At 71.4% G+C, this 23,718-nt stretch carries 16 protein-coding genes; 8 read left to right on the forward strand and 8 right to left on the reverse strand.

Annotated features, from left to right (window positions below; translation table 11 throughout):
• Positions 1–12: 12 nt before the first annotated feature.
• Both xylB and ABD419_RS03715 read right to left on the reverse strand, forming a co-directional pair.
• Positions 13–1,404 carry a xylulokinase gene (gene xylB, locus ABD419_RS03710; RefSeq protein ID WP_344481887.1) on the reverse strand — a complete coding sequence of 464 codons (1,392 nt, stop codon included), beginning with the start codon at positions 1,402–1,404 and terminating at the stop codon, positions 13–15.
• Positions 1,405–3,702: a TIM-barrel domain-containing protein gene (locus ABD419_RS03715; RefSeq protein WP_344481890.1), complete on the reverse strand. Its 2,298-nt coding sequence runs from the start codon at positions 3,700–3,702 to the stop codon at positions 1,405–1,407.
• 220 nt (positions 3,703–3,922) lie between these two features.
• Between ABD419_RS03715 and ABD419_RS03720 the strand changes: the two genes are divergently transcribed.
• Positions 3,923–4,393 carry a Dps family protein gene (locus ABD419_RS03720; protein WP_344481893.1) on the forward strand — a complete coding sequence of 157 codons (471 nt, stop codon included), beginning with the start codon at positions 3,923–3,925 and terminating at the stop codon, positions 4,391–4,393.
• A gap of 96 nt (positions 4,394–4,489) precedes the next feature.
• On the opposite strand, the gene ABD419_RS03725 is transcribed toward ABD419_RS03720, so the two are convergent.
• Complete coding sequence (locus ABD419_RS03725; RefSeq protein WP_344481895.1) at positions 4,490–5,893, reverse strand: endo-1,4-beta-xylanase; 1,404 nt, start codon at positions 5,891–5,893, stop codon at positions 4,490–4,492.
• 208 nt (positions 5,894–6,101) lie between these two features.
• Complete coding sequence (leuS, locus tag ABD419_RS03730) at positions 6,102–8,915, reverse strand: leucine--tRNA ligase (protein WP_344481898.1); 2,814 nt, start codon at positions 8,913–8,915, stop codon at positions 6,102–6,104.
• 321 nt (positions 8,916–9,236) lie between these two features.
• On the opposite strand from leuS, the gene ABD419_RS03735 reads away from it, so the two are divergent.
• The 5 genes from ABD419_RS03735 to ABD419_RS03755 all read left to right on the forward strand — a co-directional run bounded on the left by ABD419_RS03735 (position 9,237) and on the right by ABD419_RS03755 (position 17,590).
• Entirely contained in the window at positions 9,237–10,235 is a 999-nt protein-coding gene (locus ABD419_RS03735) for an AAA family ATPase (RefSeq protein ID WP_344483415.1), read from the forward strand.
• 2 nt (positions 10,236–10,237) lie between these two features.
• Entirely contained in the window at positions 10,238–11,482 is a 1,245-nt protein-coding gene (locus ABD419_RS03740) for a DUF58 domain-containing protein (RefSeq protein WP_344481901.1), read from the forward strand.
• Positions 11,479–13,839 carry a transglutaminase TgpA family protein gene (locus ABD419_RS03745; RefSeq protein WP_344481904.1) on the forward strand — a complete coding sequence of 787 codons (2,361 nt, stop codon included), beginning with the start codon at positions 11,479–11,481 and terminating at the stop codon, positions 13,837–13,839. Before ABD419_RS03740 ends, ABD419_RS03745 begins: the two co-directional genes overlap by 4 nt.
• 10 nt (positions 13,840–13,849) lie before the next feature.
• Positions 13,850–15,601: a DEDD exonuclease domain-containing protein gene (locus tag ABD419_RS03750; RefSeq protein ID WP_344481907.1), complete on the forward strand. Its 1,752-nt coding sequence runs from the start codon at positions 13,850–13,852 to the stop codon at positions 15,599–15,601.
• A gap of 273 nt (positions 15,602–15,874) precedes the next feature.
• Entirely contained in the window at positions 15,875–17,590 is a 1,716-nt protein-coding gene (locus ABD419_RS03755) for a RelA/SpoT family protein (protein WP_344481910.1), read from the forward strand.
• Between the two features lie 77 nt (positions 17,591–17,667).
• On the opposite strand, the gene qcrB is transcribed toward ABD419_RS03755, so the two are convergent.
• The 4 genes from qcrB to ctaE form a co-directional block, all read right to left on the reverse strand.
• Entirely contained in the window at positions 17,668–19,248 is a 1,581-nt protein-coding gene (gene qcrB, locus ABD419_RS03760) for a cytochrome bc1 complex cytochrome b subunit (RefSeq protein WP_344481913.1), read from the reverse strand.
• Positions 19,245–20,369 (reverse strand): cytochrome bc1 complex Rieske iron-sulfur subunit, encoded by a 1,125-nt coding sequence (qcrA, locus tag ABD419_RS03765; RefSeq protein WP_425555945.1) that lies wholly within the window; start codon positions 20,367–20,369, stop codon positions 19,245–19,247. Before qcrA ends, qcrB begins: the two co-directional genes overlap by 4 nt.
• Complete coding sequence (qcrC, locus tag ABD419_RS03770; protein ID WP_344481918.1) at positions 20,363–21,172, reverse strand: cytochrome bc1 complex diheme cytochrome c subunit; 810 nt, start codon at positions 21,170–21,172, stop codon at positions 20,363–20,365. Before qcrC ends, qcrA begins: the two co-directional genes overlap by 7 nt.
• A 187-nt stretch (positions 21,173–21,359) precedes the next feature.
• A complete protein-coding gene (ctaE, locus tag ABD419_RS03775; RefSeq protein WP_344481921.1) occupies positions 21,360–21,974 on the reverse strand; it encodes an aa3-type cytochrome oxidase subunit III in 615 nt (204 codons plus the stop codon).
• 188 nt (positions 21,975–22,162) lie between these two features.
• On the opposite strand from ctaE, the gene ABD419_RS03780 reads away from it, so the two are divergent.
• Positions 22,163–22,627: a response regulator gene (locus tag ABD419_RS03780; RefSeq protein WP_344481924.1), complete on the forward strand. Its 465-nt coding sequence runs from the start codon at positions 22,163–22,165 to the stop codon at positions 22,625–22,627.
• Complete coding sequence (gene trpD, locus ABD419_RS03785; RefSeq protein ID WP_344481926.1) at positions 22,620–23,681, forward strand: anthranilate phosphoribosyltransferase; 1,062 nt, start codon at positions 22,620–22,622, stop codon at positions 23,679–23,681. Before ABD419_RS03780 ends, trpD begins: the two co-directional genes overlap by 8 nt.
• Positions 23,682–23,718 lie beyond the last annotated feature (37 nt).

A 23,718-nucleotide genomic window follows, 5' to 3' on the forward strand; every position in this document is an offset into this window, starting at 1 on the left:
ACAGTTCCTTTGCTACTGGTGCTTGTCCCATGAGGCGGTCTCGTTCCTCAGGGTCGCGTACTGCCGGGTCACGGCGGAGGCGGTGCCGGTGAGCCGCTCCGTGTCCCCGTGCTGCCACTGCGGCGGGTGCTCGCGGCCGGACAGGGCCCACGCCGCCTGGCGGGCGGCGCCGAGGGCCACGTACTCGGCCGCGGGAGGGATTTCCACGTCGACGCCGAACACGGCGGGGGCGATCCGGCGGACGGCTTCGGAGGCGGCGGCGCCGCCGATGAGGAGGACCCGGGAGGCCTCCAGGCCCTGGGCGGCCATCGCGGCGAGGCCGTCGGCCTGGGCCGAGAGCATCCCCTCGACGGCGGCGCGGGCGAGGTCGGCCCTGGTCGCGCCGGTGGTGATCCCCGAGAGGACCCCGGTCGCGCTCGGGCGGGCGGGGGTGCGCTCGCCGTCGAGGTAGGGCAGGAGGGTGAGGCCCCCGGAGCCGGGCGCGGCGGACAGGGCGAGCGCGTCGAACTCGGCGTGGTCCACACCGAGGAGCGTACGGAACGTGTCGAGGACGCGGGCCGCGTTCAGGGTGCAGACCAGCGGCAGGTACCGGCCGGTGGCGTCGGCGAACCCGGCCACGAGCCCGGAGGGGTCGTTCGCGGGGACCTCGGAGACGCCGAAGACGGTGCCGGAGGTGCCGAGCGAGACGGCGACGTCGCCGGGCCCGAGGCCCAGGCCGAGCGCGGCGCCGGCGTTGTCGCCGGTGCCGGGCGCCACGGCGGCGCCCCAGGCGGTGCGGCCGACGGTCTCGTTCGGGGCCGCGACCCGCGGGAGCGCGAGTTCGCGGCCGAAGGCCTGGACGAGGCGCTCGGGGACGTAGGCGCCGGTGCGCGGGGACCAGTAGCCGGTGCCGGAGGCGTCGGAGCGGTCGGTCGTGGCCTCGGCGGCGGTCGCGCCGCGGAGCCGCATGGTGAGCCAGTCGTGCGGGAGCATGACCGAAACGGTTTTCGCCGCGTGCTCGGGCTCGTGCTCGGCGAGCCAGGCGAGCTTGGTCGCGGTGAACGAGGCGGCGAGCACGAGGCCGGTGTCGGCGGCCCACGCGCCGGGGCCGCCGTGCGCGTCGGTGAGGCGCTCGGCCTGGGGGGCCGAGCGGGTGTCGTTCCACAGCAGGGCGGGGCGGACGACCTGGTCGTCGGCGTCGAGCGCGACCATGCCGTGCTGCTGCCCGGCGACGGCCACGGCGTCGGCGCGCTCCAGGAGGCCGGCGCCGGCCTCCTGGAGGGCCTCCCACCACGCCTCGGGCGGGCACTCGGTGCCGTCCGGGTGGGAGGCGCGACCGGAGTCGACGATCTCGCCGGTCTCGGCTTCGACCAACAACACTTTCGTCGACTGCGTCGATGAGTCGACTCCGGCCACCAGGGTCATCTACTTACGCTCCAGCTCCACATTCGCGGGCTTCCCCGCAACATCGATGACGCTCACATTAGCGATGTCGGCCGGGCCGGTCGAAACCAGGGTCACCGAAGTTTCAGAAACTTTTTCGAGCGAGACGGTGGTGTCGCCGTCGACGTCGCTGATCGTGATCCCCTCCTCCGGGGCGCCCCACACCTCGAGGGTGATGCCCGCGAACGGCTCGTCGCCGATCGTCGCGCCGGGCGCGACGCGCGGGATGACCGCGCCGTAGCGCACGAACACCGGGAAGGTCTCCAGGTCGTGCTTGGTGTCGATGAAGCGGCCGCCCTCGTGGACCTCCTTGGTCCAGAAGTCGATCCACCGGCCCCGGGGCAGGTAGACGCGGCGCTCGCCGGACGGGTCGTTGACGGGCGCGACGAGGAGGTCGGCGCCGAGGCGGAACTCCTGGTCGGCGGTCCACGAGACCGGGTCGGCCGGGTCGTCGACGTTGAGGGCGCGCAGCACCGGCTCGCCGGTGCGCGAGGCCGTGACGGCGGCGGTGTACAGGTACGGCGCCAGCGAGTAGCGGAGCTTCAGGGACTCCACGGCCAGGCGCTCGGCCTCCTCGGAGAACTCCCACAGCTCGCGGGTGGTGGTGCCGTGGTAGCGCAGCAGCGGGGAGAGCGCGCCGAACTGGGCCCAGCGCACGTACAGGTCGTCGGTGGGCGTGCCGTTGAAGCCGCCGGTGTCGTGGGACCAGAACGGGACGCCCGACAGGCCGTGCGAGAGGCCGCCGCGGATGGTGCCGCCGAGGCCGGCCCAGGTGGTCTGGACGTCGCCGGACCACTGGGCGGAGTGGCGCTGCCCGCCGAGGAACGAGGAGCGGGCCCACACCAGCTCGTGCCCGTTGACCTCGCGGGTCACGTCGACGACCGCGTCGTTGTAGAGCAGGGTGTAGACATTGTGCAGCTCGGTGCCGGTCATGCCGTTGAACGCCACGGCGTCCGCGGGCACGCCCTCGGCGAAGTCGGTCTTGTAGAGGGCCGCGCCGGCCAGGAGGGGGCCGCGCAGCAGCTCCTTCCACCACTCGACGGCGTCCGGGTTGGTGAAGTCGACGATGCCCGACGCCTCGTGGGAGCCGTGCCAGACGTCGGCGACGTAGGTCTCGCCCTTGGCGTCGCGCAGGAAGTAGCCGCGCTCGTCGCCCTCGGCGAAGACCGGGGACTTGTGGGAGATGTAGGAGTTCATCCACAGGCAGACCTTGAAGCCCTGCTCGGCCAGCTCGGCGAGCATCCGCTCCGGGTCCGGGAAGTTCTCGCGGTCCCACCGCATGTCCGACCAGTGCGGCTCGTGCTGCCAGAACGTGTCGAGGTGGAGCACGTCGCAGGGGATGCCGCGCTCGCGGATCTTCTTGGCCCGCTCCAGGACCCGCTCCTCGTTGTCCACGAAGAAGCCCGAGGAGATCCAGGTGCCGAAGGCCCACTTGGGGGGCAGGGAGGGGCGGGAGGTGAGGCCGTCGAAGCGGTCGAGGACCTCGACGGGGGTGCCGGCGATGACGAAGTACTCCAGGACCTCGTCGGGGACGATGATCTCGACGGCCGCGTGGGTCTGCTGGGCCATGTCGAACTCGACGGGGGCGCCCGAGTTGACGAGGATCCCGTAGCCGCGGTCCGAGACGTAGATCGGCACGTTCTTGTACGCGCGGATCGACTCGGAGCCGAACGCGTCGAAGTTCCACATCAGGGGGCGCTGGCCGCGGGCGTTGAGCGGGGCGAAGCGCTCCCCGAAGCCGGCGTAGGCCTCGTCGGGGGCGGCGGTGAACGACTCGTGGTAGGCGACGGGCTCGCCGTCGACGAGGGAGCGTCCGAACGGGAGGGTGCGCAGGCGCCCGGAGATGTCCTCCTCGCCGGGGTTCTGGGCGACGAGGGTCTTCCCGGCGGCGTCGGTGTACGTCAGGGACCAGGCGTCGAGGGTCGCGACCGCGCGCACGGCGCCGGCGTCGACGACGACGGTGCCGTCGTCGACGGTGACCTTCGCGCCGGCGAAGTCGCCGGGGTGGACGAGCTCGATGATCTTCTCGGCGGCCGGGCGGGCGGCCGGGTCGGCCGCGAGGCGGGCGCCGATGACGCCCTCGCCGGCGACCGCGAGGGCGACGTACAGCTCCTCGCCGGCGCTCGTCCGGGCCTTGAGCAGGGCGAAGTCGGCACCGGTCGTGACGACCTCGGCGCTCGTGACGGCCGAGAGGCCCTGCTCGCCGTTGGCGCGCTGGGGCAGCTCCGGGGGGTCGGCGACGAAGAACTCGCGGGCGACCAGCGGCGGGCGGTAAGGCATTCGTTGCTCCTGCTCGTTCAGGGTGCGGACGGCGTGCGCCGGGCCGCGGGCGGCACGGTACGCATTAGTTTATCGACTAGCCCAACAAATTGCGACCCGGGGAGGTGACCCTCCGCATCTTCCCCCGGCCGGGGCCCGACCGGGCGAGTTTGGCCCCGAACGGGCCGGGTACGACTACGATCGCCAATGACCCAGCCGGAACTCTGCGAGGTGCACCGATATGTCGACCGTCCGCTCCAGCCTCACCGACGAGAACCGCGACACGACCGCGAAGGCGCTCCAGGGCGCGCTCGTGGACCTGATCGACCTGTCCCTGGTGGGCAAGCAGGCGCACTGGAACGTCTACGGCAAGAACTTCCGCTCGCTCCACCTCCAGCTCGACGAGATCGTGCTGTCGGCGCGCAACGCCGCCGACCTCGTGGCCGAGCGGGCGATAGCGATCGGCGTCAGCGCCGACGGGCGCGCGGGCACCGTCGCCGAGACCTCGTCGGTCCCCAAGATCCACGACGGCACCATCTCCGACACGGAGGTCGTCTCGCTGATGATCGACGCCTACACGGCCGTCATCGCGAACATGCGCGAGCGCATCGAGACCACCGAGTCGGCCGACCCCGTCTCCCAGGACCTGCTCATCGGCATCACCGCCGAGCTCGAGAAGCAGAGCTGGATGTTCCAGGCCGAGCTCGGCTGAGGCCGGCCCGCGACGCAGCCGGGGCCCGGGCGCTGACGCGCCCGGGCCCCGGCCTCTTTCTGCGAAGGGAGTGGAGTCGTGGGGCCCGATCCGGGATCAGGCGGGCGTGCAGGTCACCGTCGGCACCGAGGCCGTGGACCCGTTCGCCTTGGTGATGTTGAAGCCGAAGGTCGTGGTCTGGCCGGAGGCGACCGTGCCGTTATAGGAGGCGTTCGAGCCGGTCACCGTCGCCCCGGTGAGGTTCCCCTGGAGGCTCCAGGCGTTCGAGATCCGCTCGGAGCCCGGCCACGTCCACGTCACCGTCCAGCCGGTGAGGTTCTGGTTGGCCCGCACCGTCCCCGAGTACGTCGCCCCGGTGTTCCAGGGGCTCTGGACCGAGAGGGTCGCGGTGCAGCCGGAGCCGGTGGGCGGCGGCGAGGTGGTGACGGGGGTGGTGGTCGGCTCGCCGGAGCCGCCGCCGCCGAGGGCCTCGAGCACCGCGTTGTAGGCCGGCTTCTTGGAGAGGTCGTCGTTGAACAGCAGCGGGGCGCCGTAGCCGGGGAAGACCCCGGGCACCCACGAGTCGCCGTCGCGCACGCCCCACACGGTGACGCCGGAGCAGTCGGCCAGCTCGGCGCAGATCTCGGCCACGCGCCGGTAGTCGTTGGCCTGCTGCTGGAGCTCGCCGGCGTCCGCCGGGGTCTGGATGCGCACGTCGAGCTCGGTGATGCGGACCTTCAGGCCCAGGTCGACGAAGCGCTGGAGGTTCGCCTCCATGTCGCCCGGCACCTGGCCGAGGATCAGGTGCGCCTGGAAGCCGACGCCGTCGAGCAGGCCCTGGTTGACCAGCCCCTGCGCGATCGTGTAGATCCGGTCGGACTTGGCGTTGTCGCCCTCGATCGAGTAGTCGTTGATGTAGAGGTCGGCGTTCGGGTCGGCCGCGCGGGCGGTCTGGAACGCGGTGGTGATGTACCCCTCGCCGAGGCCGCGGAGCCAGAACGAGTCGCGCATGGCGCCGTTCGAGTCGCTGACGACCTCGTTGACCACGTCCCAGGAGGCCACGCGCCCCTCGTAGCGGTTGGCCACGGTGTTGATGTGTTCGATCATCGCGGTCTGCAGGGCCGTGCCGGAGAGGTTCTGCACCCACGACGGGGTCTGCTGGTGCCACACGAAGGTGTGGCCGTGGACGGACTGGCCGTTGTCCTCGGCGAAGTCGACGATCGCGTCGGCCTGGGTGAAGGTGTAGTTCCCGTCGCTGGGCTCGGTCGCGTCCCACTTCATCGCGTTCTCGGCGGTGAGCGAGTTGAACTCGGTCGCGACGAGGTTGCGGTACTGGGCGTTGTTCTGGAGCAGGTTGTAGCTGACGGCGACGCCGATGTCCTTGTTGAGCCCGTCCGCAGCGCCGCGCAGGGTGGTCTGGGCGCTGGCGAACTGGGTCGAGAGTCCGAGGCCGAGCGCGGCGGTCGCGACGGTGACGACCCCCGCGATCACCGCCCGGCGCCGTTTGCGGTTAAGCAGCACGAATAGCTCCTCATGGTGGTGCCGCGCCGTGAGGGAACGAGGCTGTACGAAAGGGTGGGCCCGCGGGGGCGGAGCGCTCCCAGCGAGGTGAGCACAGCTTAGCGTTCACATAGATGTTGGTCAATACTATCGCGCGGCAGGTCCGTGAGGTGCGACGCCGGAGGGCGCGAACCGTGCGGTCCGCGCCCTCCGCTTCGTCTGCGCCGCTTTACTTCGCGACGATCGAGACCATCTTGCCGGCCACCACGATGACCTTCTTGACGTCCTTGCCGGCCAGGTTCGCCGCGACCTTCTCCTCGGCCAGCGCGGCGGCCTTGACGACGTCCTCGGCGGCGCCGGCCGCGACCTCGACGCGGCCGCGGACCTTGCCGTTGATCTGGACCGGGTAGGTCACGGTGTCCTCGACCAGGTACCGCTCCTCGGCGACCGGGAAGTCGACGTAGGCGATGCCCTCGGTGTGGCCCAGGCGCTCCCACAGCTCCTCGGCGATGTGGGGGGCGATCGGCGCGACCATGGCGACCAGGGCCTCGGCGGCGGCGCGCGGCACCGGGTTCAGGCCGGTCACGTGGTTGTTCAGCGTGATCAGCTTGGCGACGGCGGTGTTCATGCGCAGGTGCTCGTAGTCCTCGCGGACCCCGGCGACGGCCTTGTGGATCTCGCGCAGCGTCTCCTCGGTCGGCGCGGTCTCGGCGACGGTCGTCTCGCCGGTCTCCTCGTCGACGATGTTGCGCCACAGGCGCTGCAGGAACCGCTGGGAGCCGACGATGGCGCGGGTCTCCCAGGGCTTGGACTCGGCCAGGGGCCCCATCGACATCTCGTAGACGCGGAAGGTGTCGGCGCCGTAGGACTCGCAGACCTCGTCCGGGGTGACGACGTTCTTCAGGGACTTGCCCATCTTGCCGTACTCGCGGTTCACCTTCTCGCCCTTGTAGGTGTACACGCCGTCGGCCTGCTCCTCGACCTCCTCGGCGGGGACGTACACGCCGCGGTCGTCGGTGTAGGCGTAGGCCTGGATGTACCCCTGGTTGAACAGGCGGCGGAACGGCTCGCGGCTGGAGACGTGGCCCAGGTCGAACAGGACCTTCTGCCAGAAGCGGGCGTACAGCAGGTGCAGGACGGCGTGCTCGACGCCGCCGATGTACAGGTCGACGCCGCCGACGTCCTCGGCGTCCTGCGGGCCCATCCAGTACGACTCGTTGGCGGGGTCGGCCAGGACCGCGGCGGCCTTGGGGTCGGTGTAGCGCAGCTCGTACCAGGAGGACCCGGCCCAGTTGGGCATGGTGTTGACCTCGCGGCGGTACTGCTTGGGGCCGTCGCCCAGGTCCAGCTCGACCTCGACCCAGTCCTTGGCGCGGCCCAGGGGCGGCTCGGGGGCGGAGTCGGCGTCCTCGGGGTCGAAGGTCTTGGGCGAGAAGTCGTCCAGGTGCGGCAGCTCGACCGGCAGGTGGTCCTCGGTCAGGGCCACGGGCAGGCCGGTCTCGTCGTAGACGATCGGGAAGGGCTCGCCCCAGTAGCGCTGGCGGCTGAACAGCCAGTCGCGCAGGCGGAAGGTCACGGCCTTCTCGCCGCGGCCGTGCTCGGCCAGCCAGGCGATGATCCGGTCCTTGGCCTCGGCGACGCGCAGGCCGTCCAGGAAGTCGGAGTTCACGGCGGTGCCGTCGGCGGTGTAGGCCTTGGTGCGGTCCCACTCCTCGTCGCCGGCGACGACCTGGACGATCGGGATGTCGAAGGCGGTCGCGAAGTCGAAGTCGCGCTCGTCGTGGGCGGGCACGGCCATGATCGCGCCGGTGCCGTACCCGGCCAGCACGTAGTCGGCGATGAAGACGGGCACGGTGGCGCCGTTGACCGGGTTCACGGCGTGGCCGCCGGTGAAGACGCCGGTCTTCTCCTTCGCGTCGGCCTGGCGCTCGACGTCGGTCTTGGCGGCGGCCTGGGCGCGGTAGGCGGCGACGGCCCCGGCGGGGGTGTCGTGGCCGCCGGTCCACGCGGCGGGGACGTCCGCGGGCCAGGTCTCGGCGGTCAGGGCGTCGACCAGCGGGTGCTCGGGGGCCAGGACCATGTAGGTGGCGCCGAACAGGGTGTCGGGGCGGGTGGTGAAGACCCGGATGTCCCCCGCGTAGGTCGCGAAGTCGGCGTACGCCCCGGTGGACTTGCCGATCCAGTTGCGCTGCATGGACTTCAGAGACTCGGTCCAGTCCAGTCCGTCCAGGTCGGCCAGCAGCCGGTCGGCGTACGCGGTGATGCGCATCATCCACTGCTTCAGGGTGCGCGTGTAGACCGGGAAGTTGCCGCGCTCGGAGCGCCCCTCAGAGGTGACCTCCTCGTTCGACAGGACGGTGCCCAGGCCGGGGCACCAGTTGACGGGGGCCTCGGTGACGTACGCCAGGCGGTGGTCGTCGATCGCGCGGCGGCGCTCGACGGCGCTCAGCTCGGACCAGGCGCGGCCGCCGGGGACGGTGCGCGCACCGGACTCGAACGCGGCGATCAGCTCACCGATCGGCCGGGCGGCGTCCGCCTCAGGGTCGTACCAGGAGTTGAAGATCTGCAGGAAGATCCACTGCGTCCACTTGAAGTAGTCGGGGTCGGTGGTCGCGAACTCGCGGCGGGTGTCGTAGCCCATGCCGACCATGCGCAGCTGGCGGCGGTACCGGTCGATGTTCTCGGCGGTGATCTCGGCGGGCTGGCGGCCCGTGGCGACGGCGTACTGCTCGGTGGGCAGGCCGAACGCGTCGAAGCCCAGCGGGTGCAGGACGTTGTACCCGGCCATGCGCAGGTACCGCGAGTAGGCGTCGGTGGCGATGTACCCCAGCGGGTGGCCGACGTGCAGGCCCGCGCCGGACGGGTACGGGAACATGTCCATCACGAACTTCTTGGGGGCGCCGGACCGCGGGTGGCCCGGCTCGGCCAGCTCGCCGGCCGGGTTCGGGGCGCGGAAGGTCCGCTCGGCCTCCCAGCGCTCCTGCCAGCGCGGTTCGATCTCGTTGGCCAGCTTGGCGTCGTAGCGGTGTGCGGGTTCGGTCATGGCTCGTCCTGGTGTCCTGAAGCGGCTCTGGGTACGGTCGGCGTTCGCTGGGTACTGACCCTAGACAGCAAAAAACCCCAGACACGCTGGGGTGGCCGTGCTGGGATCTGTCCCGCACGGCTAGGTAAGGAGCTCGAATCGCCGAGGCATGAGCCCAGTGTAGCCGAACGGTCCCCTGGTGGCACGGCACATACCGTCTGGGCGGGTCCGAGTAGGATGGCCAGAACGCGGCGGTTCCGGCGCACGCCGCACACCCACCTCACCGACTCCCCAGGAGGACCGTTGACCTTCGAGTCGTCCCCCGAGCAGCCCGACGGCACGATGCCGCTCCCGAGCACGGCGCAGGGGCAGGGTCCCGCTCCGCTGTCGCCGCAGGAGTTCAAGGCCACGGCCGAGGCCATCCTGACCAACGTCGAGTGGGTCATCGAGGGGAAGTCGCACACGATCAAGCTCGCGCTGGCGGTCATGCTGGCGGAGGGCCACCTGCTGCTGGAGGACGTGCCGGGCGTCGGCAAGACGCAGCTGGCGAAGGCGCTCGCGCGCTCCATCGACTGCTCGGTGCGGCGCATCCAGTTCACGCCCGACCTGCTGCCGTCGGACGTGACGGGCGTGAGCATCTTCGACCCCGAGAAGCGCGACTTCGTGTTCAAGCCGGGCGCGATCTTCGGGAACCTGATCCTGGGCGACGAGATCAACCGGGCGAGCCCGAAGACGCAGGCCGCGCTCCTGGAATGCATGGAGGAGCGGCAGGTCACGGTCGACGGGAACACGTACAAGCTGCGGAGCCCGTTCATGGTCATCGCCACCCAGAACCCGGTGGAGATGGAGGGGACGTACCCGCTCCCGGAGGCGCAGCGCGACCGGTTCACCGCGCGCCTGGCGATCGGGTACCCGGACATCAACGCGGAGCTGGCGCTGCTGGACCGCCGCGAGGAGTACAACCCGCTGGACGCGCTGCGGCCGATCGCCGACGCGGAGATGGTCGTGCGGATGATCGCGGCCGCGCGCGCGGTGCACCTGGCCCCGGAGCTGAAGCGGTACGTGGTGGACCTGGTCGGCGCGACGCGCACGAACGCGCAGGTCCGGCTGGGGGCGAGCCCGCGGGCGACGCTCCAGCTGCTGCGGTGCACGCAGGTGCTCGCGGCGATGGACGGGCGCGACTTCGCCCTGCCGGACGACGTGCAGCAGCTGGCGGTGCCGGTGCTCGCGCACCGGCTGATCCCGACCACGGAGACCACGATGGGCGGGGGCGACACGAAGGCGATCGTCTCCGACATCCTCAGGCACGTCCCGGTGGTGTCGCACCCGGGGAGGTTCTAGGCGTGGAGCTCACCGGGCGCGGCAAGACGCTGCTGGCGGTGAGCGTGGTCGTCGGCCTCACCGCCCTGGCGGTGGGCGAGGGCGACCTGCTGCGCGCCGCCGTCCTGGCCGCGATCGCGCCGCTGGGCGGCCTCATGGTCCTGCGGTGGACGCGGCCGTCGCTGGAGTCGAACCGGGTGCTGAACCCGGCGCAGGTCGAGGCCGGGCAGGCCACGCAGGTGCGCCTGGGCATCCAGAACATCGGGCGGAGCCGGCCGGCGGCGCTGATGCTGGAGGACCGCATCCCGTACCGGCTTGGGAACCGGCCGCGGCTGGTGCTCGAGCGCCTCGCGCCGGGGGCGCGGAGCGTCGTCAACTACACGATCACGCCCGGTTCGCGCGGCGCGTACGAGCTGGGGCCGCTGACGGTGCGCACCTCCGACCCGTTCGGGCTGGCGGTGTCGGTGCAGGAGTTCCCGGTGACGACCGAGCTCATCGTGACCCCGCGCATCCAGCCGCTGCGCAGCCTGCTGCTGCCGGGCGGCGCGGGCATGTCCTCGGGCGAGTCGGCGTCGCACACGGTGGCGATCACCGGCAACGACGACATCGCGGTCCGCGAGTACCGCAACGGCGACGACATGCGGCGCGTCCACTGGAAGGCCAGCGCGCACCGCGGGCAGCTCATGGTGCGCCGCGAGGAGCAGCCGTGGGAGAACAACGCCGCGGTCCTGCTGGACGTGCGGCGCGGTGCGCACCGCGGCGAGCTGTCGAGCTTCGAGTGGATGGTGGACGCGGCGGCGTCGGCGACGGTGCGGCTGGCGCGCGACGGGATCGACCCGTGGCTGGTCACCGCCCACCGCGACTTCGAGTGCCGCCAGGGCGACTACGGCCCGGCGATGCGGTATCTGGCGACGGTGGCCGCGGCCCCGGAGGCGCCGGTCGCGGCGATGGTCGAGAAGGCCCAGCGGGCCCGCTCGGTGTCGGGGATCGTGGCGTTCCTGGGGCACCTGACGCCGGAGGAGGCGGCCTCGCTGGCGCGCCTCGCGCGGCGCGGCGGGCACTGCGCGGCGCTGGTGGTGGACCCGGTCCGGTGGATCCCGAAGGCGGCGTCCAGCCGCGTGGACCCGCGCGAGCAGGTGTTCGCGCAGCAGCACGGGCAGGCGCTGTCGACGCTCGCGTCCGCGGGCTGGCAGGTGATCCCGGTCGTGGCCGGGACCGAGTTGCGCCGGGTGTGGACCCGCTTGAGCGCGTGGAGGACCCTGGCATGAACGGACAGCGCCACGCCACCGTCGTCGCGGCCGCCACCCTGGCCCTGACGCTGACCCCGCTGATCGGGATCTTCGAGGGCCTGGGGTGGGCGTTCCCGGTGATGCTGACGATCACGATGATCGCGACCGCGGCGTCGCTGATGCGCGCGGCGGGCCGGGGGCAGGGCCTCCAGACGCTCGCGATGGCGGCGGCGCTCACGGTGGTGCTCACCGCCGGGTTCGGCGACGGCACGGGCCTGCTGTTCGTGGTCCCGCTGCCGGCGACGTTCGAGCACTGGGCGGCCCTGGCGCAGGAGGGCGTGGGCGCGATCATCGTGAACGCACCGCCGGTCGAGGCCACCGGCGGGATCATGTTCCTGACGATCCTCGGCGTGGGCGTCGTGGCGATCCTGCACGACATGTTCGTGGTGGGCCTGCGGACGCCGGCCCTGGCGGGGCTGACGCTCCTGACGATGTACCTGGTGCCGGTCTCGGTCGCGCCCGACGCGACCGCGTGGTTCTGGTTCATCCTCCCGGCCGTGGCGTACCTGTGGATCCTCGGCGACGACAACCTGCGGCGGGTCTCGGCGTTCGGGCACCGGTTCACCGGGACCGGGCAGCTGGTCGGCCGGTCGTTCCCGTCGCCGATGGCGCGGACCGCGCGCTGGTCGGCGGCCGGGTTCGTGGCGGTGACGCTGCTGGCGCTGACCGTGGTGCCGGCGAACACGTCCGGGCTCATCGACAACGTCGCCGACGGCATCGACGGCGGCGGCGAGTCGTACGGGCTGGGGGACGTCAACCCGTGGGCGCAGCTGTCGGGCTCGCTGACGCGGCCCGAGGAGGTCGACGTCCTGCGGGTGACCACCGACGACCCGAACCCGCGGTACCTGCGGATGCACGTCCTCGACGAGCTCTCCAGCGACGGCTTCGCGCCGAACGAGTACGACGGGACCGCGGGCCTCGACGAGCTCCCCGGGGCCGGCGAGACGGTCTACACCGCGGAGATCCGGAACCTGCAGCTCCAGGCGCCGGTCGTGCCGGTCTACGGGGAGCCGGTGTCGCTGGACATCCCCGGCGACTGGCGGATCGACCCGGACACGGGCGTCATCGTCGGCGACGGCAGCGACATGGGCGACGTCGACACGTACGAGCTCACCTACTCCGAGCCGACGCCGGACGCGGAGACGCTCGCGGCGGCGGGCGGCATGGACCCGGGCGACGACCGGTGGGAGGCGAACACGTCGCACCCGGACGTGCCCGAGCTGAGCGAGATCGTCGCGGGCGTGGTCGCCGGGGAGGAGACGGTCCACGAGAAGGTCCTGGCGGTCAAGGAGTTCCTGTCGACCGCGAACGGCTTCTCGTACTCGCTGGAGACCGAGGACGCGGGCAACGACGAGGCGATCATCGACTTCCTGGAGAACCGGAAGGGCTACTGCCAGCAGTACGCCGCGGCGATGGCGTGGATGCTCCGCGAGGCCGACGTGCCCGCGCGGGTCGTCGTGGGCCTCTCCCAGGGCACCCGCCTCGACGGCAACGAGTGGCTCCTGACCAGTCACGACTACCACGCGTGGGTCGAGGTCTACTACGACGGGCCCGGCTGGGTCACGTTCGACCCGACGCCGGCCGCGAGCGTCTCCGGCTCCGTGACCTTCCCGTGGGCGGTCGAGCCCTCCGAGGAGGGCGACCCGGTCGACGAGCCCAGCGAGAACGACATCTCCCCCGAGGAGCCGACCGGGGGGCCGACCGACGCCTCCGGGCAGACCCTGCCGCCCGGCGAGGGCGCGACCGAGGCCCCCGGCACGGACGCGTCCGGCGGCTCGGGCGACGCGGCGCTGCCGTTCCACCCGGCGTGGTTCGCGCTCCTGCTGCTGCTGGCCCTGCCGTTCGCGCCCGCGCTGTGGCGCGGCGCGGTGCGGCGGCGACGGCTGCGCGCGGGGGCCCTGACGGCGGCGACCGCCTGGGACGAGGCGATGGACCTGGCCCGGGACTACGGGGTGACCGTGCCGGAGTCGTACACGCCGCGGCAGGCCGCGGGCGTCCTCGCGGCGGCCGCGCCGGGCGCGCGCGACGCCGCGTCGGCGCTGGGCTCGGCCATGGCGCTGCACCGGTACTCCCCGCGGGGCGCCGACCCCGCCGGGCTCGCCGACGCGCTGCGCGACCTGGCCGCCGAGCTGGACCGGACCGCCGAGGCGCGGGTGCGGTTCCGGGCGAGGCTCTGGCCGGCGTCGCTGATCGCGAAGTTCGGCGCGGACCGGGCCGAGCAGAGCGCGCGCATGGCGCGGCGGTCGGCGCGGACGTCCGACCGGGTGCGGTCGGCGCTGCGGCGCAGGCGACGTTCGAACAACCGCGACAGGCACGGTGTCGGAGGCCGCGCCTAGGGTTGCCGGTATGCAGAGCAGCGGCGGATCGGCCGGCCCGCCCGAGGGCGGCCCCGGCTTCAGCCAGCCGACCCTCGACAGCTTCGGCACGCCGCTGCGGGAGGTCGTGTTCTGCGTGGTCGACCTGGAGACCACCGGGCTCGCGGCCGACGCGTGCGGCATCACCGAGATCGGCGCCGTCAAGGTCAAGGGCGGCGAGGTCGTGGGCGAGTTCTCCACGCTCGTGAACCCCGGCGAGCCGATCGACCCGCGCGTCACGCGCCTGACGGGCATCACCGACGAGATGGTCGCCGACGCCCCGGGCATCGAGACGGTCCTGCCGATGTTCCTGGAGTTCGCGCACGGCGCCACACTCGTGGCGCACAACGCGGGCTTCGACGTCGGGTTCCTGCGCCACGCCTGCGAACTGACCGACACCCGCTGGCCCCGGCCGCCGGTCGTCGACACTGTGGTCCTGGCGCGGCGCCTCACCGAGAAGAGCGAGGTCCCCAACCGGCGGCTCGGCACGCTCGCGCGGCTCTTCGGGTCGCCGGTGACCCCGAACCACCGGGCCCTGGACGACGCCCGCGCCACCGTCACCGTGCTGCACGGCCTCATCGAGCGGGCCAGCGGCCACGGCGTGGTCACCGACGCCGAGCTGGGCGAGTTCTGCCGGGCGATCCCCTCGGAGCTCCAGAACCGCAAGCGGCACCTCGCCGACGGGCTCCCGCAGGGCCCGGGCGTGTACATCTTCCGCGACGCGGACGACCGGGCGCTGTACATCGGCGTCTCGGTGAACGTCGCCGCCCGCGTCCGCAGCTACTTCTCGGCGGCCGAGCAGCGCCGCCGCCTGCGCGACATGCTCGCCTCGGCCGAGCGCGTCGAGGTGATCGAGTGCGCCCACCGGCTGGAGGCCGGCGTCGCCGAGCTGCGGCTCATCGCGGGCGGGAAGCCGCCGTACAACCGGGCCGCGAAGTTCCCCGAGCACCGCAGCTGGGTGCGGCTCACCGAGGAGCCGTACCCGCGGCTCCAGGTCTCGCGCAAGCCGCCCGCGCCCGGCACGCCGCGCCTGGGCCCGGCCTCGGGCACGCAGGCGCAGGCCGCGATCAGCGCCATCGAGGCGGCCCTGCCGATCCGCTCGTGCCGCACCCGCCTGTCCCCCAAGCGGATGTCCCCCACGTGCGTGCTCGGCGAGATCGGGAGGTGCGCCGAGCCGTGCCGCCACACCGTCGGCGTCGAGGAGTACGGCGCGCTCGTGGAGCGGGCCGCCCGCGCCATGGACGGCGACCCGTCCCCGATCGCCGAGGCCGTCGGCGAGCGCCTCGCGGAGCTGGCCGCGTCGGAGCGGTTCGAGGCGGCCGCTGAGCGCCGCGACGAGCTGGGGGCCTACCTGGCCCTGGCCGCGTCCTCGCAGCGCGTCAGGAACTTCGTGGCGGCCGGGGAGCTGGTCGCCGCGGGCCGCGCCAAGGGCGGCGGCTGGGAGGTGTCGGTGATCCGGCACGGCGTCCTCGCCGGGGCCGTGAGGACCCCGCCGCGCGCCGACCCCATGCCGTACATCGCGAAGCTGCGCGCGACCGCCCGCAGCGTCGACCCGGCCGACGACGTCCTCGACGCCGCCCACGCCGCCGAGGCGCGCCTCCTCCTCGACTGGCTCGCGCGGCCCGAGGTCCGCCTCGTGCTCGTCGAAGGCACCTGGGCGAGCCCCCTCGACGGCGCCGAGCGCATGGCCGGCGCGGTCCCCCACGACCCGTCGTCGTGGCGCCGCGAGCAGTCCGCATGGTGAGATGAGGGTGCGGACCCTCCGCTGTCCCAACGGAACCGAACGTTCCACGCATCGGACTCCCGCAGTTCCGGCGAAACGGACGTGAGTCGTCTCGCATTCATTTGCGGCACTTGCGGTTTCCGGGACGAGGTCCGCTCCGGTACGCTGTGTCATCCGCCCGTTCCGGCGGCCCTGCCGAAATCCGACAGTGTCTAGTGTCGATTCTCTCCAGGAATCGTTGTACATCTAGAATGCGGTCAACCTTGGGCATCGGAGGCTTTCATGTTGCGCGCATTGCTTTCGGCTACTCGGACTGCCAGACCTGACGACCCGTGGGACCTCGCGGGGAAGGTCGCGCAGCTCGAGGCGGCGCACCGCGCCCACTTCGCGCAGCCCGACATGCTCCTGGTCCGCCGCGCGTACCGGATCGCCGAGCAGATGCACCGGGGCCAGGCCCGCCGCTCCGGCGAGCCCTACATCACCCACCCGATCGCGGTGTCCACCATCCTCGCCGACCTCGGCGTCGACACCCCCACGATCGCGGCCGGGCTCCTCCACGACACCGTCGAGGACACCCCGTACTCCCTGGAGGCGCTCCGCGGCGACTTCGGCGACGAGATCGCCGTCATGGTCGACGGCGTCACGAAGCTCGACAAGATCCACCTCGGGTCCGCCGCCGAGGCCGAGACCTTCCGCAAGCTCGTGCTCACCGCCGGCCGCGACATCCGCGTCATGATCATCAAGCTCGCCGACCGGCTGCACAACATGCGCACCATCAAGTTCAAGAAGCGCCCCAGCCAGATCCGCATCGCCGAGGCCACCCAGGACGTCCTCATCCCCCTCGCCGACCGCCTGGGCCTGTACGTCATCAAGCGCGAGCTGGAGGACATCGTCCTGGAGACGCTCCAGCCGGAGGTCTTCCAGCGGATCAAGGAGCACCTCGGCTCCGACACCGACCGCAAGCGCCAGGTCGAGCACATCGCCCCGCAGGTGCGCCGGGCGCTGCGCGAGTTCAAGGTGGCCGCGCGCCTCATCGACCGGCCCCGCCACCCGTACTCGGTGTACCGCGAGATGCAGAAGCACCCGGGCACCGGCCCGGCCGACCCGCCGCGCCTGGTCATCGTCGTCGACGGGCCCCTGACGGACTGCTACGCCGCGCTCGGGGCGATCCACCGGCTGTGGAAGCCCGTGGGCGGCAAGTTCCGCGACCTCATCGCCGCCAGGAAGTTCAACCTGTACCAGTCGATCCACACCGCGGTCGCCGGTCCGGGCGGCCAGCCGATCGAGTTCCTCATCCGCACCCGGGAGATGCACGAGACCGCCGAGGTCGGCATCGTCGCCGGTCTCCGCCAGTCCGGCGGCGACCAGATGGAGATCCAGCTCCCCTGGCTCCAGCGGCTCCTCGACTGGCAGCACGAGGTCGCCGACTCCGGCCAGTTCCTCGACTCGCTCCGCTGCGACCTGGCCGACCAGGACATCCTCGTCTTCACCGGCGAGGGCGAGCAGCTGACGGTCCCCAAGGCGTCCACCCCGGTCGACGTCGCCTACTGCTCGGGCCCGTCCAAGGGCCACCGCCTCATCGCCGCGTACGTCAACGGCGAGATCGCGCCCCTGGCCCGGCCGCTGCGCGACGGCGACACCGTCGAGCTGGTCCTCACCGCCGAGCAGCCCTACGGGCCCTCGAAGCAGTGGCTGGAGCACGCCAAGACCCCCGAGGCGCAGCTGCACATCAACGACTGGTTCGGCGCGATCGACGACGGCGACTCCACCGGCGAGCTGCCGGTGATCCCCATGCAGCGCTTCGAGGACGAGCTCAAGGCCGGCAAGAACCGCCTGTGGCGCTCCCTCATCGCCCGCGGTCGCGGCCTCGCCGGCGAGCAGCCCCTCCACGGGGTGGCCTCGTCCCTCGGCTATCCCGACCTCGACTCCCTGTACCTGGCCCTGGCCCGCGAGAAGCTCGACCCCGACGAGCTGGCCGAGAAGCTCATCACCACCGTCGACCGGTACTGACCGCCGGGACCGACGATCCCGGGACCGACGAGGAACGGGCCCCGCCTTCCGGCGGGGCCCGTTCCCATGTCGCTCGGCTAGTGCTTGCCCGACTCGATCTCGTCGCGCGCGGCGCCGTTCTCGGACGGCTCCTCGATCGACTTGAAGAAGCCGCGGTCGGTCGGCGGGAGCGCGCCGACGCGGTTCATCTTCTTCGGGACGACCCAGCCGTTGTACTCCAGCTCGGTGTGGCCGTGCTCGTCCGGCTCGGCCAGCGGCTGGTGCACCTCGTAGAAGCGCCCGTTCGGGTCGCGCATGAGGATGCCCGTCTCCAGGCCGTGCGCGAGGACCTCGCGGTCGTGCTGCTGGAGGCCCAGGCAGATCCGGTACGTCACGTAGTACGCGATGATCGGCAGGATCACGATCCCGATGCGGCCGGCCCAGGTCATGGCGTTCAGCGAGATGTCGAACTTCTCGGCGAACACGTCGTTGCCGCCGGAGACCGCGCCGATGACCCAGAAGATCACGATCATGACGCCGAGGCTGGTGCGGCCCGGGTTGTCGCGGGGGCGCTGGAGCAGGTTGTGGTGCCCGCGGTCCTTGGTGAACCGCCGCTCCAGCGCCGGGTACACCAGCGGGAGCAGCACCGACAGGCCCATGCCCGCGATCGCCGGCCAGAACACCGCCGGCAGCGTGAAGTACGGCGGGACCCGGAACTCCCACGCCGGGAACAGGCGGATGAGGCCGTCCAGGTACATGACGTAGAAGTCGGGCTGCGAGGCCGAGGACACGACCGAGACCTCGTACGGGCCGAACAGCCAGATCGGGTTGATCTGGAACAGGCCCGCCATCGCGGCGACCACGCCCCAGATGAACAGCATGAAGCCGACCTGCTTCATGACGTAGTTCGGGAACATGCGGAAGCCGACCACGTTGTGCTCGGTGCGCCCCGGTCCGGGCCACTGCGTGTGCTTCTGGATGAACACCAGGGCCACGTGGACCGTGATGAGCGCCAGCAGGATCAGCGGGAAGATGAAGACGTGGATGATGTAGATCATCGAGATCACGTCGGTGCCCGGGAACTGGCCGCGGAACAGCGCCGCCGACGCCCAGGGGCCGATGAACGGCACCGAGGCGGTCATGCCCTCCATGATGCGGAGGCCGGTGCCGGAGAGGCCGTCGTCGGGGAGCGAGTAGCCGAAGAAGCCCTCGAAGAAGCCGACCCAGAACAGCAGGATGCCGATCATCCAGTTCGTCTCGCGCGGCGCGCGGAACGCGCCGGTGAAGAAGATCCGGAGCATGTGGACCAGGATCGACGCCATGAACAGCAGCGTCGCCCAGTGGTGCATCTGCCGCATGAACAGGCCGCCGCGGACCTCGAAGGAGAGGTCAAGCGCCGACTCGTAGGCGCGCGACATCTCGATGCCCTGGAGCGGCACGTACGCGCCGTTGTAGGTCACCTCGACCATCGACGGCTCGAAGAACAGCGCCAGGAACGTGCCCGACAGGAGCAGCAGGATGAACGAGAACAGCGCGATCTCGCCCAGGAGGAAGGACCAGTGGTCCGGGAACACCTTGTTGAACAGGACCCGGGCCGGGCCAGCGAGCTTGAAGCGGTCGTCGAGCTCGCCGCCCGCCTTCGTCAGCAGGCTGTCGTTGGAGCCTTTGCGGCGTTTCACTTCTCATCCTCCTCGGGGAGGGACGGGCGGTTCCAGAACGCCGGGCCCGGGGGCACCAGGAAGTCCGACGTGGCGATGAAGAAGCCCTCGTCGTCGACCGTGATCGGCAGCATCGGCAGGTGCCGGGTGGCCGGGCCGAACACGGGGGCGGCGTTGTCGACCACGTTGAACTGCGACTGGTGGCACGGGCACAGCAGGCGCTGGCTCTGCTGCTCGTACAGCGAGGCCGGGCAGCCGACGTGCGTGCAGATCTTGGAGTACGCGACGAAGTTGCCCCAGAGGGCGTCGACGTCCTGGTACATCGGGTACAGGTTGCCGCGCAGCGTGGCCGCGTCGGTCTCCCGCAGGTGGATGAGCAGGGTCGGCGCGGTCGGGAACTGGTTGGTCGCGCCGTGGTCGATCGCCGGGTAGACGGTGATCTGGCCGCCGGCGGAGACCATGTCGGGCCGCACGAGCGCCCCGTCCTTCATCATGAGGCGGATCGGGTCGCCGTCGTTGTACCGCTCGGCGTTCCAGCCGGTGACGGTGTACATGTCGCCCGGGTCCTTGAGCAGGGCGCCCAGGGGGGCGACCGCGGCGAGGCCGAGCGGCGCGGCGGCCAGCAGGGCCGTCTTCACCAGGAACGGGCGGCGGCGCAGGCCCATGTCGTCGACGATGGTGTCCACGGTGGACTCGGCGATGCGCCGGTCCTCGTGGGAGGAGCCGCCGTCGTGGCGGTCCTGCACCAGCTCCTCGACCGGGAGCAGCTTCTTCGCCCAGGTGAGCACGCCGACCGCGAAGAACAGCAGCGAGAACCCGAGCGTGAAGCCGATGACCGGCGTGTACCAGGTCTGCGGGTCGCGCCAGGTGGCCGCGCCCTCGTACTCCCAGGGCCACCAGATGAAGGCGACCACGAACAGGGTCGCGAACAGGCCCGAGAGCAGGAACAGCCCGCCGACGATGCGCTCCATGCGCTTCTCGAGCTTCGTCCCCGGCTTCGGGAAGCGCGGCTCGTAGTGAATGATCTCGATGTCGTCGCGGCGAAGGCCCTCTTTGTAGACCTCGAAGCGCGTCAGCTTCGGGTCCCGGAGGTCGACGGGCTCGACCTCGTCACGGGCGCTGTCGTTGTGAGCACTCACGATTTACCTGCAATCCAGAGCGTGGTCAGCAGGAGCGCAGTCATGCCGACCAGGAAGATGGCCAGACCTTCGGTGGACGGGCCGTACCGTCCCAGGGTGAAGACGCCGCCCGGGTCCTTGTCGTCGTTGACGACGTACTGGACGTAGGCGATGATGTCGGCCTTCTGCTCGGGGGTGAGCTCGTTGTCGGCGAAGACCGGCATGTTCTGCGGGCCGGTGAGCATCGCCTGGTAGATCTCCTCGTCGGAGACCCCGATGAGCGCGGGCGCGTGCGCGCCCGAGGAGAGGGCGCCGCCGCCGCCGGCGTAGCCGTGGCAGGAGGAGCAGTTCACGCGGTACAGGTCGCCGCCCTCGCCGACGTCGGCGTTCTCGACCAGCGCGGCGAGGTCGTCGGGCACCGTCGCGCCGCCGCCGAGGTACTCGATGTACGCGCCGAGCCAGGCGGCCTCCTCCTCGTCGAAGACGGGGTAGTCGGAGTCCGGGGCCTGGGCGCCCTGCGCGGCCATCGGCATGCGGCCGGTGTTCACCTGGAACTCGACGGCCGCCGATCCGACGCCGATGAGGCTCGGGCCGCGGCCCTCGATGCCCTCGCCGTCGTCGCCGTGGCAGGAGATGCAGCTCGTGTCGTAGAGCTCTTGGCCCTTGACGACCTCGGAGTCGATCGCGTTGTCCTCGGCCTCCTGCGCGTACAGGCTCGGCGAGAACACCGAGTAGAGCCCACCGACGATGACCAGTGCGCCGGTGAACCTGGCCAGCGCGCCGAGGCGCTTGCGCCAGCCTCGCCGGCGTTTCGCTGATGCAGCCACGGTTGTTGCCTCACCTTTATCTAGCTCTCGGACCGGGCGGGGCCCCTGTCGGGGGCCTTCGCTCGGCCGGCGGCCGCCTCCGGGTGGCGGCCGTCGCGTTTCTCGGATGCAACCTCGGCCAGGGCCGAGGCCTATTGCCTTGGGCCGCAGGCGCGTCCGGGTGGGAGGCGCGGGCGGCCGGTCAGTCTCAGTACTGGGCCATCGGAAGGAAGTAGATCACGGCGAAGAGCGCGATCCAGACCACGTCGACGAAGTGCCAGTAGTAGGACACCACGATGGACGCGGTGGCCTGGGCGGGAGTGAAGCGTCCCATCGTCGTCCGGATGAGGTAGACGATGAAGGCGATCAGGCCGCCGGTGACGTGCAGGCCGTGGAACCCGGTCGTCAGGTAGAACATGGTCCAGTAGCCGTCGGAGGAGATCGAGTGCCCCTCGCCGACCAGGTTGCGGTACTCGTTGACCTGTCCCAGGACGAAGACCAGCCCCATGATGAAGGTGATCGCGAACCACAGGCGCAGCTTGTACACGTCACCGCGCTCGGCGGCGAAGACGCCGAGCTGGCAGGTGACGGACGAGGCCACCAGGATCACGGTGAACACCAGCGCGTACGGGATCTCGAGGTGGTGGTAGCCCTCCTCGAACATCGACGGCGCGGCGGCCTGGATCGAGAAGTACATCGCGAACAGTCCCGCAAAGAACATGAGTTCGCTGCTCAACCACACGATGGTGCCGACACTGACGACATTGGGCCGGGTCAGTGAGTGGATTCGGCTGGGGTCGATAGTTGCTTCGGCGGCAGTCACGGGCACATTATTACGGCTCGGCGCGCTCAAGCTGCGCATGGGGTGTCTTTTTCGCGCGTGTCGCGGGGAGTAGGCTCCCAGTCGCTTCACAGCGTGTGCCCAGGTCATTCGCGGTTCGCCTACTGTAGGCGCTCCCGAAGGGGGAAGTGGCCGCGCCGGGCTTCCCATTTCGGTGTGGCCCGTTTAATATGCGAAGCGTGAGTACCTCAACGGCTGAGTACGCAGTCCTCCTTTACAGTCATCGACCCGCGGTCATCGAACAGATGCGCTCGGCCATCGGCGAAGCGCCGGCCGAGGGGATCAGGATCGAGTACGCGGTCGCGGGTGAGTACGACGAGGCGGTCGCCCTCATCGACAAGTACGAGATCGACCTCGTGGTCCTCGACGGCGAGGCGCAGCCCGCCGGCGGCCTCGGGATCGCCCGGCAGCTGCGCGACGAGTTCGACGAGCCGCCGACGCTGGCGGTCGTGGTCGCGCGGGACGCGGACCGGTGGCTGGCGGCGTGGTCGCGGGCCGACGCGGTCCTGAAGCACCCGCTCAACCCCGTGACCACCGGGCAGACGGTAGTAGACTTGCTGGTCAGCCGGGCGACGGGCTCGGCGCCGGCGCAGCGCGCCGCCTTATATTCCTCTCCCGGGAGCATGCATGTCTAGTCCGACCTGGCCCGATGTCCTCGCGCGGCTCTCCAGCGGCGACCATCTCGACGAGGCCAGCGCCGACTGGGCGATGGCGGAGATCATGGCCGGGAACGCCGATCCGGCGCAGCTGGCGGCGTTCGCGGTGCTGCTGCGCTCGAAGGGTGAGACGCCCGAGGAGATCGGCGCCATCGCGGGCCGGATGCTCGCGGAGACCACCCGGCTGGACCTGTCGGATCTGGGCGTCGCGGTGGACATCGTGGGCACCGGAGGCGACGGCTCGAACTCGGTGAACATCTCGACGATGGCGGCGATCGTGGTCGCCGCCTCGGGTGTGCCGGTCATCAAGCACGGCAACCGGTCGGCGTCGTCGACGGTGGGCTCGGCGGACCTGCTGGAGGCGCTGGGCGTCGACCTGGACGCCACGGCGGAGCGGGTCGAGGCGTCGGTGCGCGAGGTGGGGATCGGGTTCGCGTTCGCGCGGACCTTCCACCCGGGGATGCGGCACGCGGGTCCGATCCGGGCCGCGCTGGGCATCCCGACGGTGTTCAACCTGCTGGGGCCGCTGACGAACCCGGGCCAGCCGCAGGCGGGCCTGATCGGCTGCGCGGACCCGGTGAAGGCGCCGCTGATGGCGCAGGTGTTCGCGGCGCGCGGGGCCTCGGTGTTCGTGGTCCGCGGCGACGACGGCCTGGACGAGATCTCGACGTCGGCGACGACGTCGGAGTGGATCGCCTCGGGCGGCCGGGTGTCACAGGGGTCGATCGACGTCAAGGAGGTCGGCCTGGTGAACGCGGGTCCGGAGGCGCTGCGCGGCGGCGACATCGAGTTCAACACGGGCGTGGCGCGGCGGGTGTTCGCGGGCGAGTCGGGTCCGGTCCGGGACGCGGTGCTCATCAACGCGGCCGCGGCGATGGCCTCGCGGCAGGGCCTCGTGGACGGGGTGGACCTGCACGACGTGAAGATCCGGCGGGGCCTGCTCGCGGGGAACCTGGAGCTGGCCGCGAAGGCGATCGACGGGGGCGCGGCGACGGCCCTGGTGGACCGCTGGGCCGCGTTCAGCAAGCAGTAGTCGTAGACGACGACGGAGGGCGGCACGCGATCGCGTG

The sequence above is a fragment of the Glycomyces endophyticus genome (assembly GCF_039531525.1).
Taxonomy (GTDB): domain Bacteria; phylum Actinomycetota; class Actinomycetes; order Mycobacteriales; family Micromonosporaceae; genus Glycomyces; species Glycomyces endophyticus.